The organism is Companilactobacillus sp. y65-5 (genome assembly GCF_057541095.1).
Window position 1 is genome coordinate 264,819 of sequence record NZ_BAAJOA010000003.1, and the last position, 19,265, is coordinate 284,083.

Below are 19,265 nucleotides of genomic sequence, written 5' to 3' on the forward strand. Positions count from 1 at the left end.
CAATAGAAATACAATACAGCTTTTTCGATAAAAATATTCGTCAATATTAATAAATATTATTTTCAAAACATGATGGAAAAAATAAAATCTAATCAAAAAAAATAAAAATTAAGACCGTCTCAGACATCGTCATTAATTTTTATTTTTTTAGTATTATCTTGTGAAGTAACCTATCGATCCTTGGTTATTGTATTTCATAACTGTTTGAACTTGACCATCGATTCGTTGATTTACCATTGCCACTGAGCAGATGACCGATTGTCCGTTTTGTAAATAGTAGGCTTGATCAGTCGTATCCCAATGAAAATCATCAACCGGGTAATCAGAAGTATCTCCTCCAACTGTCAAACTGATATTTGCATTGTCAATCACCACAGAAGTCGGCACACCCATTGGCTCACCTTCACTGCTGACGAGGCTCCAATTACCGTCAAACAAGTCAAGTTTGTCTATTCCCGTGCTCAGCACTCCTTCTTGCAATGAAGTATCGGCTGACTTTTTCTTAGCTGGTTGGTAGTTGGAATCTTCGTCTGTTTCTTTAGATTCATCGTCTTTCTTATCTGAATCAAAATTTTCAAAACTATATTCCCACTTCTTAGAATCTCCATTCATACCGGCGGTACCAGTGAAGGCATCATCCTTGATCGAGCTGATCTTGATCTTCTCGATGGTGCTACCGAAGACTGAACTAGTCAGAATGAGATATTTATTATCTCTACTTATGGTGTAGCCTAGCTTAGTAGATCCATCATTCTCTGTATAAGTACCATCTTTAGAAAATGATAAATTGACCGAATACTTGTCCTCGCCTTCATTATCATAGCCCTCTGGGGAGGCTGTCACATGCCAGGTTTCGATGGCTGTGAGTTTTTTGACGATAGCATTATTATTGATATCACGCTTAGACTTACCACCGAGATTGAGCTTAACGGGCAAGGTCTTGCCATCCCCATTCACTCGTATCCAATCATCAGCTCCAGTCTGATAATTAATCTCTCCAGAACTAGCCTTGATCGAATAATAATATTTACCCGGGAAAAGTCCCTTCTGTATCTCATTCAATTGATACTTCTTATCGTCATTCTTGAATTTAAAGGTTGCTTGATTCAATTTTGTCTTGCCAGACTTGAACTTGATCGGGTTCAGGTTCGTCGTCAAGAACTTCTTACTGAAGATTATTTTTCTAGATTGATCCGTTTGGAAAAAATATTGATGCTTGATGCCAGGAATCTTTTTTCCATCGATGATCGTCTGTGCCGCTTTTGTTGGTGACTGCAAAGAATGATTGTGCAAGTCTTTGACCACATATTCGGCTCCGATCTGTGCACCGGGAGCTTTTTGTGTTTCTCTATCAAATTGCCGTAAAAATAACTTCCCGTCTTCCTTGCGAATAGCCACGGCAATGTTGTTTTTCAAACTACGCTCACTTCTACCTAAATAGTGATTACCGACGAAGAATCCACCAATCAAAACTACGATGACGACGATTATCCCGGCAATAGTATTCGCATTTGATGATTTTTGATCTGCCATTTTATTTCCTCCTTAAAATTGAACGATAAGGGTAATTAAAGCGGCAATCGCCATTATCCATCCGTGAACTTTATTTATTTTGGTATAGTTGTATCCTCCAACGATAGCAGCAACAGAAAAAATCGATCCCACGATGGCACCAACCGAGTACCAATTGGCAAAAATAATGGCACCCCACTCGATGATAATGAAGATGACTGGATTCTTCTTGATAAAATCCGTCTCTCTAGAAGACTGGGTACTACTTTGATAATTATTATTTTTTTCAAACGTCTTAACTTTGTTATTATTCTCATCATTATAATTTTGCATGCCCATTCACCTACTCAGTCCAGTAATACCAGATGACACCATCATCGGTATCCTCGGCTTGATTCATACCTAGAATGATCCTAGCAATACTACCGATCAAAGCGACTGCTATCATGACGTAACCACGGGTAGGTTTGATGCGACTATAACAATATGCGAAGTAAGTCATGACAATTGATAATATGGGGAAAAAGAGTATCCCGACGATTGTTAATACCCAGATGACAATTTCAAAAGTACGTCCGTATTTGATCGCAAGGTTCACGCCCCAATTGATGATGTTAGCGAAGAAACCGCCATTGTTGGATTGTGTCTGTTGGGCATTTTGTTGATAGTTCGGTTGATAATTCTGCTGATTTTGTTGGTAGTTTTGTTGCTGGTTTTGCTGGTAATTTTGTTGTTGGTTCTGGTAGTTATTTTGTGGGCCCGCTTGTTGATTTGCTTGATAATTCGGTTGGGGGTTTTGTTGATAACCCTGTTGCGGGTTCGCTTGAGTGTTCTGTTGATAATTTTGTTGCTGATTTGCTTGTGGATTTGACTGATAGTTTTGTTGAGAACCAGTCTGTTGATTTGCTTGTGGATTCTTTTGAGGATCAGGCTGTTGATTTGTCTGTGGATTCTTTTGTGGATCTGGCTGTTTATTATCCCCATTGTTATTTGAATGATTAAAATTTTGCATAGTTGTCCCCTCCTACAATGTATAAACCAAAACATTTTTACAGTTGCGACGATGCCACTTAGTCAGAGTAAAAGCCGGATTCATGATCAGCATCTCGACTTCCTCACCACTAACTGTCAGATACATCCGATCCCAGTCTTGTAATAAGCGTCGCTCGAGATCGATATTAGAAATATCTTCATTCTTGATGAAGTGATTGTCGTCATTGAACTTGACAAGACCATCACAGCCCATGAGTAAAATCCCCGTCGATTCAAAAGACATGATATAGTTCTGACTCTTCATCCCCGCCAATCCACTGACCGTCAAGAGGTCTGACCAGTTGACCGGCGTGGCTGTAAAGATAAAATTATTTGGATCAGCCGAATAGCCTAATTCAACCTTCTTGTTGACCACAGTATTCTCATTTGACAGTGGACCCACTGGCAAATCCTTTGAGAGAATACTGGCGATATTGTCCGTCAGTGACTTGCGTTCTACCATCTGACCTAGCTCATCTTGTAATTGACTTGAATCATTTTGAATCGCGGTTGAATTATCAGTCTCTGTGATCTGTGCTTCATCCACCGGTGCCTCTGCTGGTTCCGATGGCTGGACTGGCGTATCTGGTGATCCTGACTGTTCGACTGGTGATGCTTCCGGTTGTTGCAAGTTGGACTCTGGTTCAACCGCCTGCATTGGTATATTATCTTGAGGAATAGGCTGTTGAACTGGCTGTGATACTGGTTGAATTGGTTGTTGCATCTGTTGCTGCATTGGCGGCGTCATCGATGGCTGTTGTTGCGGTTGTGATTGTTGCGGGTTCTGGTTTTGACCACATTTAATACAGAAATTGGCGGCATCTGGTAATTGATATCCACAATTAAAGCAATACTTAGACATATCGCTCATCTCCCTAGTCTATTGTTTTTGTCATCTTGGATCATTTTGCGTAACCAACGCTGTGAATAATCGTATTTCTTGGTCAAAGCCGCCAAATTACTACCGTCGTACTCAGTGATAACCTTCTTAGCGACCTTGTTGCGATCATATAATCTCATTGGAAATGAAATCTGCCGACCACGGTATAATTCAAAAATCTGATACGTAATTTCTGGACCGACCAATTCATACAGCTGAGCGTACGATTCCTGAAGTAAGTCGGATTCGATATTTTCCATTAAGATCCCCCCTTTTTACAAGTGTTTTTCCAATTTAAGATTAACAAACTCATAAGGACAATAAAAATGCATTAGTCCTTACTCGCTCAAGGGATTATCGCTTGTATTATTCCTTGAATCGTGCCAATATCCGTCGGATGCTTCGCTCAGAATATTCATGCACACTCGCCATTTCACGAACACTCTTACCACTCTTATATTCTGAATAAATCTCATTTGCTTCACTAGTCTTGTTCAATAGTCGTTTGGGAAAGGTAATCTGGACGCCTTTGAATTGACGATAAAGTATGAATGTGGCATCTAGGCCGATCAGCTTGGCGATCTCTTGATAGGTTGGATGCAGCTCTTCGATTTTCATCTCTTACCTCCTTGCTTCTTTAATATCTTAAATATACAATCACAGGTAGAACTATTATGTCTACTTATACATTTGTCCTGGCTTTTTTCAAAAAAAATAACGTGGAAAAGGACTTTGAAGAATGACTTCTTCTTTGTCCTCAACACACGTTCTTGAGGTGAATATTATGAATGCAGCATATCGACAACTCTATATCTTCCAGCAATTATTGAACGGTCAAACGATCGTAAAATCTGACTTAGTCAATCAATTCAATGTGGACGCCCGTGTCATCCAACGTGACATCAGCCAGATACGGCAGTTCATCGCTGATCAAAACTTACATTATCAGTTAGAATATCATCGAAAAAACAACGGTTATCTTTTAAAATCAAGCCAAGATAGTATCTCCAAACAGGCTATCTTGATTCTAATAAAGATATTGCTGGCTAGTCGTTCCTTGAATAAAGAAGAGTTGCGACAAACGATCGATGGATTATTAAAGCTGATCCAACCAGTTGATCGCAATGAGATCGAGCCGATAATCAAAAACGAAACCTTCTACTATATACCATTGCATCACAAAAAAGAGCTGTTACAGATCATCTGGCAACTGAGCCAATTCATCTTGCAAAAACAAACGATAACTATCAGTTACCAAAAGCAAGATCGCAGTATCGTTAACCGGACGATCGTACCAGAGGCATTGATTTTTTCCGAATATTATTTTTATGTCATTTCATACAATCAAAAATACAATAAAAATTTGTTCTACCGAGTTGATCGCATTCAAGACTGGAAAATATCAAGTGAGAAGATCGAACGGAGTTACGCTCAAAGGTACGAAGATGGCAAACTGCGCCAAAATATCCACTATATGTACCCTGGTGCTAAAAAAACGATTCAATTCGAGTATTGGGGAATAGTTGAGGCCGCCTTGGATAGATTTCCCAACTCCAAAGTAATAGAACGCCGTCCCGCAAGGAATAGCGTTCTGATTGAAGCAGAAGTCTTCGATCGTGGTGCTAAGATGTGGCTACTCAGCCAAGGTCAGATGGTCAAAGTATTGTCGCCACAAAGTTTCGTTGCAGACGTTACGGATGAATTAAAAGCGATGTTGAAACGTTACGAGTAAAATATCTCAACACTACTCATGAGCTTTTGCAATGTGACCACGTCCCACGGCAAGTATTCCGCGATCGTCAGTCCGACGATTTCATTTTTGGCCGACAGTTCTTTAAACAATCCCATCATGTCTGTTGGATCAACCTTCCCTGATACCGCCGAGTATTCAGTTACGCCCGGTTCTGAAAAATACTGTGATTGGAATAGTTTAGGACTCAAGACGTCCAAATCAAAATGTATCGCTAATTTTGTAAAATGATACTTATCGATCCATTCTTGGATAGATTTAAAATCCAATGAGCCAGTATCGTGAAGACGATATTCTAATCCTAACTCCGCCATCAATGGTATTTCATCAGCAGTTGGTCGTTGTAAGCCAACATACAAAATATCAGCGGGGTCGAGCGGCGCTCTAACTAATTCGGATAATTTCGCATCTCCATGTCCTAATAGGTTGCCTAAGACCATCGCATGTTCATTGGGGAAGATTTTTGGATTAGAAATATCAGGATGTGCATCGATCCAAATAACGCCTAGATCATCTTGATATTTTTCATGTAAGTAATCAAACGGTGCTTGCGATACTAAGCAATTCCCACCGAGCGTGATGATTTTATCGGGTGACTCCCGATCAAGTACTCGTTGCGTTGCCGCCACGTTTTGTTCTACTACTGGCTGCGCAGTTACGCCGTTAGTTTTTTGTAGTTTTTTGCCTGTGGGAGCTGGAACTTCAATATTTATCGTTTTTTGATTCTTATTGCTAGGCGCTAACCATTCTAACAGTTGAGCGCCCACATAATAGACTGGCTGATTCCCAGCCTGCCAGTCAGGTATGACCAATCTAATCGTTTTATCCATTATCATCCATTCCTCCTTGGTATTATCTGAAATTATCCATATAATAAAGTCTATACATACTATATGGTCAACCGTTTAGGAGGAAATAATGGCAAATTTTTCAATCGGAGAGCTATCAAACTTAACTGGTGTTTCCATTCAAACATTACGTTTTTATGACCGTATCAACCTTTTCAAACCGATCTATATCGATCCTAATAACAATTATCGTTACTACGACATCAAGCAGATTTTTAAATTAAACACTATCAAATATCTACGCTTCATTGATTTTTCTATCAAGCAGATTCAACAGCTGATGAACAGTTCCACCCCTGAACAAATAATTTTTTTGGAGCAACAAGAATCTGAGCTAGACCGCAAAATCCAAGAATTGCAACAAATCAAGCAGTTGGTCAAGGGTCAGCAACAACAACTAGAACTTAAACAATTCCTAGCTGATAATAAATTGGGGACGATATATCAGCGCCCGATCGATGATACTTATATCGCCAAAATCGATTGTAAGAAACCACTCACGCCACTAGCTTATCCGGATGTTTCCTTCAGTCAGTTAGCAAAGATTGTCAGAGACAATGGCACGATCGCCAATCTTCAATACGGCTGTGCCTATCCATTCAAGGATTATCAGTCCACCCAGTCAGTCCAATATCAGTTCATCTTCACGCAAGTTTTTGATGATAACTTAGAATTACCGCAGAGCAACAAGCAACTCATCCCTGCTGGTAATTATCTCTGTATCGCTTTTAAATGGTCGCGAAAAGATTACTTAGTCTACTTGCAAAAATTAATAAACGCATATCAAAACTTAAATGGTAATAAAAATAATTTGATTTATGAAATATCCTTAGCCAATGGATATGACTATCAGACTGCAGATGATTTTATAACCGAACTGCGCATACTATTGTCCACAAAAAAATCTGAGTGAATTAATCACTCAGATTTTTTATATACTTATAAAAATAATTTTAAATTAGCTAATAACTGATAAATAGTAATCGTTTCAACATTAAATTGATTGGCGACAGAACTGATTTTAGGTTCGTTACCTGAATTAGAACCGATATCTGGGAGGGACAAACGACCAGTCCCATCTTGTGTAACAATAATTTGATTATTTATTTTTGCAGTAGCAATCAGCCATGGATCTGCCTTATACGGTGTTTGCCACTTTGCAATTCCAGCTTGCCCCCATCGCTTGGATTCAGATAACCAGTCCATAATTTCAGTGTACACTTTAATTGTATCTTGCGTTGGCTCTATTTTTTCAGTTTTAAAATTATCAGTAGTCCATTGGAGCAATTCAGAAGGATATTTTATTTCGTTATATACAAAGCTCTCCATCTTCACATCCTTATGATTAGCCAAAAATGACCACACAGAAGGGAATACATCAGGCTGATACCACTTAGAGTTGGCATCAATAAGTGAATTTGAATCTAGTAAATATTGCATACTTAACCCCCCTGACCGATGATACGGTCAACGGTATCGGAATATGTTTTTAGTGTTACTCCAATCATTGATGCTGCAGTTGCCATAGGGATATTCCCCATAAATTCGTTATTAATGACTGCGTTAGCGTATCGCTTATCCAATTTGGATATTACGCTATTATAATAATTTCCACCAGATGACTGGTTCTTCAACTTCAGATTCTCAACTTGTTTTTCTTTAGCCCATTTAATCTCTTCTGGTCCAAAAATTTGTAATTCATTAGTTCTGATAGCCGTGGCTAGAACGCTAGTGTGAAACTTCTTAGATAATTTTTCTATGTTTTCGTGGGCAGAAAGACTATCGTTCAATTCATTCATCACTAACTTCTTAGGCATCAAAAAATTAATCGTAACTGCATTGATCCAACGTTCATCTTTTATATTCACATCCGGAGTAACATTTAATATTTCGCTTTTCCCTAGCAAAACATGTATGAATTCATGTACCAAAGAAAAAATCTTGGCCTTCTTGGCATCCACACTATTGATAAAAATCAACGGTGCTACATCATCGATCAATACGAACGCTCTAAACTCATCTACATCTAACGGTCGATGTGTATTACTTCCAACAATTCCGTTCTGCATGACCATAACTCCTAATGAACTGATGCGTTCACGAATAAAATTGAAAAACTGACCGTCATCCATCGTAACTTCAAAAATATCCGTGGCATCTAACATATCCATGACAATAGCGGCAGCATTAACATCACTCATTTGCGTATTTAATTTATATAGTAATTCAAATTGTTTCTTAGAATTTTGCTCTATTAAGTATTGTCTCATCCACGCTTGTCTTGACTCCATATCATTGATCGTGTCGATCAAACGGCGACTAGGATGGACATCTGCATTATCAATGGTTCTATATTTTACAAAAGAATGTTTTTCTTCTGGTATGGTCTTCTTAAAAAAATAATTAAATGGAATACGAGTATCCTGACTAAAATCTTGTAATTGTTTAAAGGTCGGGTAGTCATGATCTGTTTTGGGATTTTTCCATTTTTCTACTGCATATTTCTTTTGTAATTCCAAATCACTTTTCTCTCCGTTATTGATTGCCCATTGAATTACAGCCTTTTCCACAGGCACTCTCATTTTAAGTGTCATTCCTACCTCACCTCCATATCTTAAATGAATTCTATCATAATTAAGCTAGTAATTAACTCAAAAAAGACTCTGACAAATTTTGTCAGAGTCTTTTAATTTTTCAAAGCAATAGATAATACAAAATGAACTTCTCGTGCAAGCCACTCTTTTCTTTCGACACTCAAACTGCGCCGATTGCGAACCAAGAGGTCTTCATACATCACACGCTGAAACATTGACATGATGATAGAAACCAAATCTGCCAATTCCATGTCATCATCGCGCAGATCATCCTTGAAGACTTCCATAAGTCGAACCACTTTATCGCTGATTCCGACTATCTGCTTGATCAACCATTCAGACTGCTCATCCGATAGTAAGTTACGTTCGCGAATGGTAATAATGAATGCTTGATAACCTTCTTCATTTTTGAGAGAGCCCCACATGTTCTCGAACACTTTTATGAGTCGCTCTTCAGCGTTATCACGTGTCCAAGGCACCTCATTACTAGTGGATTCGAACACTTGCATTCGCTTTGTGACATTCTCATGAACGATCGTGTCTAGTATCTCCCGCTTACCCTTTGGGAAATAATAATACAACAATCCTTCGGCAATATCGGCTTCTCGATTTATTTGTCTAGTTGTAGTTGCTTCAAATCCTTTTTCAGCGAAATTATCACGAGCAATATGGATAATCTTAGCTTTTTGCTCTTCACTTTTTTTCATCAACTGTCCTCTGTTCAATCATAATTTGCTCTTACAATTATAACACCAACAATCATCCTAGCCTCTCCAGCCAACGATATCGTCCGGCTGAAATGTATAAGTCAATGGTTGATGATAACATCTCTCATACGCATCTTTCTTCTGTTGATAATCTTGTTGCATCATCTGAAAACTATTCTTACGAACGCTCTGCTCTGAATCGTGGAAAATCGGTGGTAGGACGTGCACGACATAGCGCACGTGGTCGAATTCATCATTATCAACTTTGGAGATTTTTTTCATTTCCACGAAACAAGAGATGATCGGAACATTAAACCGTGCCGCATAGTAATAGGCTCCACGCTTGACCGGACGTGGCTTACGATAATTGAACCACATTTCTTGTTCTGGATAAATCAAAACCAACTGTCCAGCATCTAATGCCTGCTCCAACATATCAGTAAAAGTATGTCCCATGTAATCAGTATTGGCGCTGATGGGAATCGTATCATAGTTGCGCATCAAATAGCCAATTGCTCCACTCATCGCTAGATTAGTGTCTTCACTGACAATATATAGCCGCTGATGACGTTTGCGAGCGTGGACCATCGTCCGAATGGCGGTATTTTCCAACGGATTGAAGTGATTGCTAGTAATAATGGCGCCACCAGTGACTGGTGCTAGATTCTCCAATCCTTCGATCTTAGTGTGACGATTGAGCATCCAAGTTGCACTCTCAGCCACACTTCTGGCTACTATATTATTAAGATAATACTTCCACGTGCCGTAATTACTCATATACTTAGCAATAACCTGCTCACGTGTCTTATTGTCGAATACCGGATCATCTACTTCGACCTTATCGTTGAATCTCGACTCTTGAGTAGCCTTTTGAATATTAGCTACAACATCCTTCTTGCTATCTCCAATAATCATAATTATCATCTCTTCGACTTTTTAGTACGAGCTCACTAGTAGCTCCAGTTGAAACAATACTTCGTGCCCCTGAGAAAATACCTTCTAAGTTATTCTCATCAACCGTCTTATCATCGTCAGTAAAGGTCTCAGCCGCCTGTTTGATCTCCGGATAGTAGTTAGATAGTTTGGCATAATCCCAGAAATATTGCTCATTAGGAAGATCGGCATAGTGCCATGGCTTCTTGAACAACACATAATGAATGATCTGTGGATCATACGTCATATTCTCATCGTGCATCGAATTCCATTTTCTAGGTAAGAACATCACGTGCTGACACAACATCAGATTCAAATAGTCTTGGTCTGGAGCCATCACATCGAAGTGATAGGCGTTGAACAATGATAAGAAGGTATCACTGAATTTGTGCTCACGCAATGCTGCTAGATCCAACAACATCATTCCAGAGTTGAAATAATGTTCGATCGGTAGATGTAATGCCTCTTGTACATAGTCAGCTGTAGCTGGATAGCTGGCGGCGAATGTTTCTGGTACAGCAGCGACCCAATTACCTTGTAGATCCAGATTGAATAATTCGCTCAAGTCGGTATTGATGATCGTATCGGCGTCAAAGTATATACCACGGTCATATTCAGGGAAGAGGTCAGCGATGAACAATCTGAAATAAATCGTCCATGTGAAGTAATCACTTCGTAACTTACGTTGTTTGCCGGCCATTTTGTTTTGTAAGTCATCCATTGCCACAAACTGGATATGAACATTGTCAGTCGCTAAGTCTGCCAAATTAGCTTGATTAGTCTGATTCAATTCTTGATAAAGAATGGTTACTTGATAGTCGTATTCTGGTGAAGAATTGGCAGATAGTGATAGCAATGATACTGACAGGAATGGGGCATATTTATCATCGATCGAGTAGAAGACGGGGATTGTTTTATTTAGCATTTTGAATGCTCCTTTGATTATAAATTAGCTTCTAGATTTTGATATTCATCTAATAAGTCATCGTATGCATATAACTTCAGCTTGTTGTGCATTTGTTCAACTTGCCAAGGTTTGACGGTCAACGTATGTACCCAAGGGAAGAAACGAAAACTAGTAGTGAAGTGTTGAAAAACAGTCGTAGACTTCAAACGGCGTTGTTCGTTAAAACGTCTCGGTACCGTCCGCTTGCATTGGACTAATTTGTTCAATGACGATTGATCAGGCATGAACATCTTGGTCGTTTGACAACGATCACGACATTTCTGGAACAACTGCGTCTGCCGAATCGTCTTTAGGTTCAACAATAAAACTCCGGAATTGAGATAATCTCTGCGTGGCCAGCGACGATAAAAGAGCCATTGACCATAGTGATCCAATACTCCCGCTAACTCATATCCTTGGATATTCTGATGATAAAACTCAGTAAAGTCCTTGCGACAAATAACATCTGTATCTAAGTACAGCAATCTGTCTGGTAATTCTGGTACTTGATCCGCGTACAATCTCAACATACAACTCGGTGTAAAGATGGTCTCAAAATTAGCCGTGGGTGGCGTTGACTCAACTTGTTCAGTAATATCGAGTTTTAGTACTTGATTATCAGTTCTTGATCGTTTAACTAGCTGATCTAAGTAACTTATCGTATGATCACTGATCGGCTGCGATTCATTCGTTATCTTAGCGGTCAAAACATAGACATGCAGTGGTTCGTTGGTATGCTCTAACAGTGACAGTAGTGAGATCAACAATCCCTGTTTAACATTATTATCTCCGCAATATAAGATATTCATCTTAATCACCCCTTTGATTGATAATGAACATATTGAACTGTGTTGTTTCTAGCTCGTTCCTCCATACAATGACGTACTTGATCTTCCAGTTGCCGCTGCTGTTGTTTTTTTGGTAAGCAATAGTTGGTAACAAATGGTCCATCAATATAAACTGTGATGCCCGGTCGAAAGCTCCACCACCGTGGATGATAAGTCGTCGTAGCCACAAAAACTGGCACTCCTTGACTGACGGGAAAATGAAAAGCTCCTGAAACAAATGGCCTGATCTCCGTTGCGTAGGGCCATAAGTGTGCCTCTGGATAAATAAGTAAGTGTTGATGTGACTGTATCCGTTGATTGATTACTTGCTCAAAGGTTCGCAATTGATGCCTTCTTTCAGGTGTAGGTACTACTCCCATATACGGTAGTAGTCGTCCCAAGATGGGAATACCCAAATTAGCCTGACTAGCGATCGCATTGAACCGATGACTCCCCATCAAGAATAACGGTACGAAGACATCCCCTTGTTGCTGGGTATGATTGCCATACATTACATAACCAGCATGACGATACGGCTTCAGCTTGTCTCGACCAACGAACTTGATCATTCGCCAATAACGACAATAGAGATAACTGAGAGTCGCAGCGGTCACAGCCAAGCAATTATGGATCAAATGATCATTTAATCGGTCACGATCCCATCGATAATCGGTGGGAAGTTGATAATCTTGATCGTGACTAGAAACCACATCATCGGTTAACTCTTGGTAAATGTACACTTTCGCTTTCATATTTATTCCACTTTCTTTTTTAAGCGGGCGCTCAATTTATATTTTTATCCTAACATATTTTTATTCATTTGCAAGCACAACAGACGATTTTTATATTGAAAGTCGTCTCTTGGTAGTGGTAATGCAACAAAAAAAGCCCTCACCTAAGTGAGAGCTACAATACAATACTTATTCGTTGGCGTGTACGTCAAAAGCACTTAACAAACTTTCTGCCACACCGGGAGCGTCAGGATCATGACGTCCATGACCTTGATCAAGCTTGGCGATCTCTGCCATTTCATTTTCTGTCAATTCGAAGTCGAAGATATCCAAGTTTGACTTGATACGTGCGGCGTGAACTGACTTAGGTAATACAATCACACTGAGTTGATTCTCATAGCGCAAAATAACTTGACCGACATTCTTATCATACTTATCAGCTATTTTAGTCAACACTGGCGATTGCAACAAGTCTTGATTACCTTGACCTAATGGACCCCATGCTTCGATCCTAACGTCATCCTTAGCCAGCAACTTTCTGAGTTCAGCTTGTTGTGACAATGGATTGAATTCTACTTGATCGACAGCTGGGACAGTCTTGAAGTCTGGAACGAATTTGTTCCACAATTTAGGCGTCATATTCGATACACCGATCGACTTGATCTTTCCAGCTTCTTTAGCAGTTTCGAGTGCCTTCCATGCTCCTGCGACGTCACCATATGGTTGATGTAACAAGTACAAGTCCATATAATCCAAGCCTAATTTTTGTAATGACGTATCGATCGCCTTTGTAGCAGCTTCTTCACCATAATCTTGTAACCACAGCTTACTAGTGACCCAGATTTGATCACGGTCAATTCCACTCTCACGAATGGCCTTGCCCACTTCTGCCTCATTGAAGTATGCGACTGCCGTATCAATATGACGATAACCTGCCGCTAACGCTTCCTTGACAGCTTGATATGTAGAACCGTCACTAGGGATTCTGAAAGTACCGAAACCAATAGCTGGAATTGCATTGCCATCATTTAATTTGATTGTTTGTACATCACTCATATAATTCACCTAAACTTTCTTGATTTACTGTGGTTATATTAACCCCGTTCAGATGAATTGAAAATTACTGATTCGACATACTAGTATGCTCAATACGTATACTAAAATTATTCTAAGATATCTTGATATAGTTTCAAACCTAGATCATTCATGGCTGAGATTTGTTCATCACTTTCGCCATTTTGAGATAGGACTACGACAACGAATGCCCCTTTGTTATTCTTGATGATTGCTGCATCGTTCTCGACCCCGTAATCCGCAAATTCACCTGTCTTATTGTAGATCGTAGCATCACTTGGTAATAACTTAGGCAGTTTATTATGATTTTGATTCTTCCGAAGTATCTCCAACATCTCACTGTCATATGATCTTGATACTAGCTTGTGATTGTAGAGCTTTTTGAGCGTTACTCCCATGTCACGGGCTGAAGTCGTGTTGTCCTGACCATCTTCGATAGCATCAGTGTCCATCATCATCCGACGTAGCTTAGTATCAGTAGCACCCAGGCTTCTGATCTTGTTATTGACCAGATCGAATCCGCCTAACTTATCAATGATAATATTTGCGGCAGTATTATCACTATCGTCGATCATATGCTCGATGATTTCACGATAAGTTAGTTCAGTGCCAGAGCTCATATTCTGGAGGACACCGGTTCCACCGACTTTTTCATCGTCAGTCAGAGTGTGAGTATCATTGAGGTCGAAGACCTTCTCCTTAGCCATGGCATATGCGGTGACCATGATGAAGATCTTGATACTACTTGCGGAACTTTGTGATCTGTTACGGAGTTCGACACTCTTACCACTTGCGACTGGTGAGACATAAACCGAAGTATCGGCATCGATCGAATCGACCATCGCTTCTGCGTCACTTTGGATCTTTGATTTATTGAACTTCACACTGTTTTCATAGTCTCTGTCATTCTTAGCTGGCTTGGAGCTAGAACTACTTGAGCTGGAATCAGACTTCTTCTTGGCTGGCTTACTTACTTGTGTTTCTGATCCCGAATCCTTATTAGAACTAGAGTAGATATAATAACCACCTGCTCCTACTATCAAGAGTAGAATTGCGATGATCACCCACTTGTTGCCAGGCTTAGGATTCTGGGGTGCTTGTCCCGTATAGCCAGTTTTGACTTCCACTGGTTGCTTTTGTGGTTGTTGCGGTGTTGGTGCGGCCTTAGCCGTATTTTGAGTGGCATCGAAGTCATAGCCACAATTCTCACAGAATCGGCTACCTTCGTCATTCATAGTTTGACAGCGTGGACATGATTTTAGACGTGCTGACAAATCCGTACCACAGTTCTCACAAAACGTTGAATCATCTGAATTTTGCGTTCCACATTTTGGACAAATCTTCATTATTATCCCCCTATTAGTTACGTATTCAATCCCTGATATTTCTATTTTGAAGCAATTATATTCAGTGCAGCACTGCCTCTTTAAGGAGATGTGCTGGACAAGTCACACTTGTTCCAATGTAAGTCCCTTACTTACTCTAGCAAGAACAATTATGTAATTAAAGAATATCACTATATTTTATTACCAACAATAAAATTATTGATTAATCAGGCTTTGTAGAAAGTTAGGCTAAATCAAAAGAGCAAACTTCAAAAATCAATATTTCGAAGTTTGCCTGTGCTTGTTAATAATCAGTGTTATTGCTGACGATCATCATGAACAAAGGATATATTGCGACAATTGGAAATAACGCTAGCCAAGCGAAGTTTTTATTCTTCCTCAAGTAATTCAGTCTCCGCATCATGGATCCGACACCCAAGATCATTACTAAATTATTAAAGATTAAATACTGTATGGATTCGTGACCAATTATCAAAGTGACGATAGCTGAAAAAATACACATTAAAAAATAATTTAACCAGAAGACTGACCTTTTGCTATCTTTTTTAGTCGTTTTGAAGTCAAACATATTTACAAAGATGTAGATGATGGTGCCGCCTAGTCCTCTTTTTGGTTCGAGATGGGATCGGGTATCGGAAGTTTGATCATTGTCTACTTGTTGTGCGCCACAATTAGGACAGGATTGAACTTCATCTTCCATTTGAAAGCCACAATTCTTACAGAGTTTCATAATCTTTCCTCCTCCAAATTAATCCGCTAATCTTCTAAACAATTTTGTAGTCCACTGAATTTTTGATTTATATATTCACCTCAATGTAAGTATACAATAAAAGCGCTTGCATAATTCCTTAAATAATACATATAAAAAGACACAATCCGCAGATTGCATCTAAAATATCACTGTCTAATAAACCAACCAGTCATGTCGCCGTCATCTTGTTCCAACATAACTCGTTCTTGACCCTCATAATTTTTTTTGACTAATTTCACTGTGAATCCATTCGGCATATTCTCATCATCAGAACTATAAAAGACCATCGCCTTGGCGGCATCAGAATACTTTGCGGAACCGATATTCATATTGTTCTGAATATTATGTGCCCGCTGAATCGAGACACTCGTTGCTGTGACGGTGAGGTGTTCTGGTAGAGCACCTACAATATCATTGGCTCCATCAACCAAATACCAAGTACCGATAATGTCAGAAGAAGTCAGTTGAGTTGCATCTTTGTACTTCGGATCATTGTTCGTGCTGGCTGTATCTGGCTGTGTATCAGTATTTTCTTGAGTTGTATCCGCACTATCTTCTTTGGCAGGTTGAGATTTTTCTTTCGGCAGTTTCAATGTCTTAGTCCGTCCATCACCCAAGACAACTATCTTTTGTGACGTTTTTGCTTGATCAAGTATCACTTTGAAATTGTATTCTCCTGGGAATAATTTATGCTTTTTCAACTCAGAATAACTGACCTTTTTACCATTGACTGTGATGGTAGCAGCTTTTAATTTATTCGACATCAACAATTCACTATCTCTAGTCGTCATCCCATCTTTTTTGAAAATATACATCTTTCGCTTCGGTTGATAGTCAATGTGATAATTGTTCGAGGCGCCCGGAACCCGACCGCCATCCTTCAAGGTTTTGACTACTTCGTCCACATCTTCGGTCGCATTTTGATCCCAGTCTGACAAGACACTCTTGGCACCTACCTGGCTGAGCGATGACTCAGTCAGATCACTGTCAAACAATGCCAAAAAGCCATCAGCATCTTGCTTCTTGATTATTTGCTCCAAGTTATTTTTTGAGTTTTTACTAGTACCTTTGTTAGAGCCGGAGATATAGTAAAAACCTACGATCAGTGCTACTACAACAGCTAGAAGTATCAACCATGTACTAGGTTGGATTTTTTTCTTAGGCATGATTGAGCTGACTCCTATCAAGAAGCATCAAGTACCAAATATAAAAAACACCAAACGGTACAAAGAAAAGCCAAGCTAGATTCTTGTTCTTCCCTAAATAATTAAGTCTTCTCATTATTGGTGGTATCGCCATCAAAGCTATGACTATTGCAACAACAGATAACAATATAAATAGTAAAGTGGAGCCAGTTGCTGATAGTATAGGCATAAAGATTAGTGAAAGCGCTGTGTCTAATATCCATAACAATAATTGTGACCACCAAAAAATAGATTTTTGATTGTCCTGAATCGTTGGATTGAAATCAAATTTATGTTCTAAAATGTATCTTATACTTTGATTGAAATCTAAATGACTAGGCTGTCCGATGGTAAATCCACTCTCGAATGATTGTGGTTGTTGATAATTCCCCTGATTGTTATTCATGGTATTTGTATAATTTTGGTTTGTATAGTTTTGGTCTGTATAGTTTTGATTTGTATAATTTTGATTATTGTTTTGATTCGTATAGTTTTGATTCGTATAATTAGGCTGTTGTGGGGCTGGCTGTGGAGTGGGTTGCGGATTGGGATTTTGGTTAAATCTCCCTTGATTAACCGCCCCAGTATTGAACGAATTGTTCATATTATTGCTAGGCTGATTGTCATTAGTCTCTGCTGGATTCCCCGCCACTTGCGGTGTGCCACACTTAGGACAAAAATTTATTCCATCTTCCATTTGAAAACCACAATTACTACAAAATTTCATATTTTTCCCCTCCAATTTGTTGTTATGTTAAAAATACCAAAGTATAAGTGTCAGTTAAAATGCCTTATACACCCGCTACTTAAGGCATCGTGCACACTCTTAAAAAGGAAAAAACGACTAAAAAAAAACACGCCCATCAAGGACGTGTTTCAAATTTAAGCCAAAGTGATTTGGTGTCTACCATTACGCTTGGACTTGTACAAATTGTGATCTACTCGATTGTAGAGATCCATCGGTGCCTGATCGTCTGATGTCAGTGACGAAACGCCAACCGAGATCGAAATTTTGATAGTGTCAGAAATCAATTCGATCTGTAATTGATTCGTGGCTTCAAAAATCTTATTGACGATAGCTCCCGTCTCTAACAAGGTATAGCCTGGGAATAAAATATTGAATTCCTCACCACCAGTGCGATACAACTTCACCTTGGGGTCACTCTCCGCTAGCACTGCTTCAACCGTCTTCGTCACTTTCTTGAGCACCTTATCACCTGCTGAATGTCCATAAGTGTCATTTATCTGCTTAAAATGATCAATATCAAACATCATCATCGAAAGTGGTTGGTCATTTTTGGCACTGTCATCGAAGAGCCTCCGCACATCTGCCACATATGCCGAAAAGTTCAACGTCTTCGTGAGTGCATCATGATTGGCGAACTCTACTAACTGCAATCTGATTTCGTTGTCGCGAACTACTAGCGTCACGTAGCTATATAGTAATACTGCGAAGATAACCAGATATCCCCATTCCTGCAAGAACGTCGTCCAAGATAGTGAGAACTTCAGCTTCATCCACCACCAAAGCAAAGCTCCGAACGGCATTATCACTGCCAGATAAACCGCTCCAGCATAGCGATGATTCCGATACCTGACTCGAACAATATTCAGTACCCAGAAGAATATCATCAACGTGATCGCATGTGCCCAAGACTGCCAATAGCCTAGTGAGTTATTGAGGAACATATAGATGATCACGATCGGGAAGAAAAAGTAATACGGTATGTGGATATTGAGAAAATAGGCACAAAAAGTCACTGCGATCAGCTCAAAGTTCATGAAGACCCACGACAAGCTAGTCCCAGCCACCTGGGTATGAATGGTAAAAACAAATACCAGCATATAGATGACACCGTACCAAGTCCTGACTGTATCATCTGAAATTTTAATTTTTTTCTTGTGTAGAAACAAATTAAGCCAGCTAAACGTCACCCAGTATAGTGTTACAACTCCCAGAACAAAGAAGACACTCGTTATAAAAGGTGGCACTAACCAATGAGACCATGTCATTAATCAAACCTCTTTATTTACTGCCATAACGGCGTTTATAATACATTATTTATGGAATTGACAAATATTGTCATAATATATATATTACATTAATTAGTAACTATAATACATATTATTATCAAAATCCATGACATTAT

The 19,265-nt window shown here is 39.3% G+C and carries 22 protein-coding genes; 2 read left to right on the plus strand and 20 right to left on the minus strand.

Annotated features, from left to right (window positions below; all coding sequences use genetic code 11):
* Positions 1–153 precede the first annotated feature (153 nt).
* The 6 genes from AC27FM_RS07710 to AC27FM_RS07735 form a co-directional block, all read right to left on the minus strand.
* Complete coding sequence (locus AC27FM_RS07710; RefSeq protein WP_487087155.1) at positions 154–1,533, minus strand: hypothetical protein; 1,380 nt, start codon at positions 1,531–1,533, stop codon at positions 154–156.
* A gap of 12 nt (positions 1,534–1,545) precedes the next feature.
* Entirely contained in the window at positions 1,546–1,845 is a 300-nt protein-coding gene (locus tag AC27FM_RS07715) for a hypothetical protein (RefSeq protein ID WP_487087156.1), read from the minus strand.
* Between the two features lie 10 nt (positions 1,846–1,855).
* Positions 1,856–2,524, minus strand: coding sequence for a hypothetical protein (locus AC27FM_RS07720; RefSeq protein ID WP_487087157.1), 669 nt, complete (start codon positions 2,522–2,524; stop codon positions 1,856–1,858).
* 12 nt (positions 2,525–2,536) lie between these two features.
* Positions 2,537–3,406: a zinc ribbon domain-containing protein gene (locus tag AC27FM_RS07725; protein ID WP_487087158.1), complete on the minus strand. Its 870-nt coding sequence runs from the start codon at positions 3,404–3,406 to the stop codon at positions 2,537–2,539.
* Between the two features lie 5 nt (positions 3,407–3,411).
* Positions 3,412–3,684 (minus strand): Mor transcription activator family protein, encoded by a 273-nt coding sequence (locus AC27FM_RS07730; protein WP_487087159.1) that lies wholly within the window; start codon positions 3,682–3,684, stop codon positions 3,412–3,414.
* A gap of 106 nt (positions 3,685–3,790) precedes the next feature.
* Positions 3,791–4,042, minus strand: a complete 252-nt coding sequence (locus tag AC27FM_RS07735; RefSeq protein WP_487087160.1) for a Mor transcription activator family protein — start codon at positions 4,040–4,042, stop codon at positions 3,791–3,793.
* 166 nt (positions 4,043–4,208) lie between these two features.
* Here AC27FM_RS07735 and AC27FM_RS07740 point away from each other — a divergent pair, with 166 nt between their 5' ends.
* The gene (locus AC27FM_RS07740; protein ID WP_487087161.1) at positions 4,209–5,156 is read left to right on the plus strand and encodes a helix-turn-helix transcriptional regulator; all 948 of its coding nucleotides are present in this window, start codon (positions 4,209–4,211) and stop codon (positions 5,154–5,156) included.
* On the opposite strand, the gene AC27FM_RS07745 is transcribed toward AC27FM_RS07740, so the two are convergent.
* Positions 5,147–6,004 carry an arginase family protein gene (locus AC27FM_RS07745; protein ID WP_487087162.1) on the minus strand — a complete coding sequence of 286 codons (858 nt, stop codon included), beginning with the start codon at positions 6,002–6,004 and terminating at the stop codon, positions 5,147–5,149. The genes AC27FM_RS07740 and AC27FM_RS07745 overlap by 10 nt on opposite strands.
* Positions 6,005–6,092: 88 nt before the next feature.
* Between AC27FM_RS07745 and AC27FM_RS07750 the strand changes: the two genes are divergently transcribed.
* Positions 6,093–6,935, plus strand: a complete 843-nt coding sequence (locus AC27FM_RS07750; protein WP_487087163.1) for a MerR family transcriptional regulator — start codon at positions 6,093–6,095, stop codon at positions 6,933–6,935.
* Between the two features lie 26 nt (positions 6,936–6,961).
* On the opposite strand, the gene AC27FM_RS07755 is transcribed toward AC27FM_RS07750, so the two are convergent.
* The 13 genes from AC27FM_RS07755 to AC27FM_RS07815 form a co-directional block, all read right to left on the minus strand.
* Positions 6,962–7,462, minus strand: a complete 501-nt coding sequence (locus AC27FM_RS07755) for a DUF4411 family protein (RefSeq protein ID WP_487087164.1) — start codon at positions 7,460–7,462, stop codon at positions 6,962–6,964.
* 2 nt (positions 7,463–7,464) lie between these two features.
* Positions 7,465–8,616 carry an ImmA/IrrE family metallo-endopeptidase gene (locus AC27FM_RS07760; RefSeq protein ID WP_487087165.1) on the minus strand — a complete coding sequence of 384 codons (1,152 nt, stop codon included), beginning with the start codon at positions 8,614–8,616 and terminating at the stop codon, positions 7,465–7,467.
* Positions 8,617–8,708: 92 nt separating this feature from the next.
* A complete protein-coding gene (locus AC27FM_RS07765; protein ID WP_487087166.1) occupies positions 8,709–9,323 on the minus strand; it encodes a TetR/AcrR family transcriptional regulator in 615 nt (204 codons plus the stop codon).
* A gap of 57 nt (positions 9,324–9,380) precedes the next feature.
* Positions 9,381–10,238 carry a lysophospholipid acyltransferase family protein gene (locus AC27FM_RS07770; RefSeq protein WP_487087167.1) on the minus strand — a complete coding sequence of 286 codons (858 nt, stop codon included), beginning with the start codon at positions 10,236–10,238 and terminating at the stop codon, positions 9,381–9,383.
* Positions 10,222–11,181 (minus strand): glycosyltransferase family 8 protein, encoded by a 960-nt coding sequence (locus tag AC27FM_RS07775; RefSeq protein WP_487087168.1) that lies wholly within the window; start codon positions 11,179–11,181, stop codon positions 10,222–10,224. Before AC27FM_RS07775 ends, AC27FM_RS07770 begins: the two co-directional genes overlap by 17 nt.
* Before the next feature lie 17 nt (positions 11,182–11,198).
* A complete protein-coding gene (locus tag AC27FM_RS07780) occupies positions 11,199–12,011 on the minus strand; it encodes a glycosyltransferase (protein ID WP_487087169.1) in 813 nt (270 codons plus the stop codon).
* A gap of 5 nt (positions 12,012–12,016) precedes the next feature.
* Complete coding sequence (locus AC27FM_RS07785) at positions 12,017–12,781, minus strand: lysophospholipid acyltransferase family protein (protein ID WP_487087170.1); 765 nt, start codon at positions 12,779–12,781, stop codon at positions 12,017–12,019.
* A gap of 168 nt (positions 12,782–12,949) precedes the next feature.
* Positions 12,950–13,816, minus strand: coding sequence for an aldo/keto reductase (locus AC27FM_RS07790; RefSeq protein ID WP_487087171.1), 867 nt, complete (start codon positions 13,814–13,816; stop codon positions 12,950–12,952).
* A gap of 107 nt (positions 13,817–13,923) precedes the next feature.
* Positions 13,924–15,180 carry a serine hydrolase gene (locus AC27FM_RS07795; RefSeq protein WP_487087172.1) on the minus strand — a complete coding sequence of 419 codons (1,257 nt, stop codon included), beginning with the start codon at positions 15,178–15,180 and terminating at the stop codon, positions 13,924–13,926.
* A 283-nt stretch (positions 15,181–15,463) separates the two neighbouring features.
* Positions 15,464–15,910: a zinc-ribbon domain-containing protein gene (locus AC27FM_RS07800; RefSeq protein WP_487087173.1), complete on the minus strand. Its 447-nt coding sequence runs from the start codon at positions 15,908–15,910 to the stop codon at positions 15,464–15,466.
* A gap of 167 nt (positions 15,911–16,077) precedes the next feature.
* The gene (locus tag AC27FM_RS07805) at positions 16,078–17,097 is read right to left on the minus strand and encodes a zinc ribbon domain-containing protein (protein WP_487087174.1); all 1,020 of its coding nucleotides are present in this window, start codon (positions 17,095–17,097) and stop codon (positions 16,078–16,080) included.
* The gene (locus AC27FM_RS07810) at positions 17,090–17,842 is read right to left on the minus strand and encodes a zinc-ribbon domain-containing protein (protein WP_487087175.1); all 753 of its coding nucleotides are present in this window, start codon (positions 17,840–17,842) and stop codon (positions 17,090–17,092) included. Before AC27FM_RS07810 ends, AC27FM_RS07805 begins: the two co-directional genes overlap by 8 nt.
* A 155-nt stretch (positions 17,843–17,997) precedes the next feature.
* On the minus strand, positions 17,998–19,128 hold the full coding sequence (locus tag AC27FM_RS07815) for a GGDEF domain-containing protein (protein WP_487087176.1): 1,131 nt from the start codon (positions 19,126–19,128) through the stop codon (positions 17,998–18,000).
* Between the last annotated feature and the right edge of the window lie 137 nt (positions 19,129–19,265).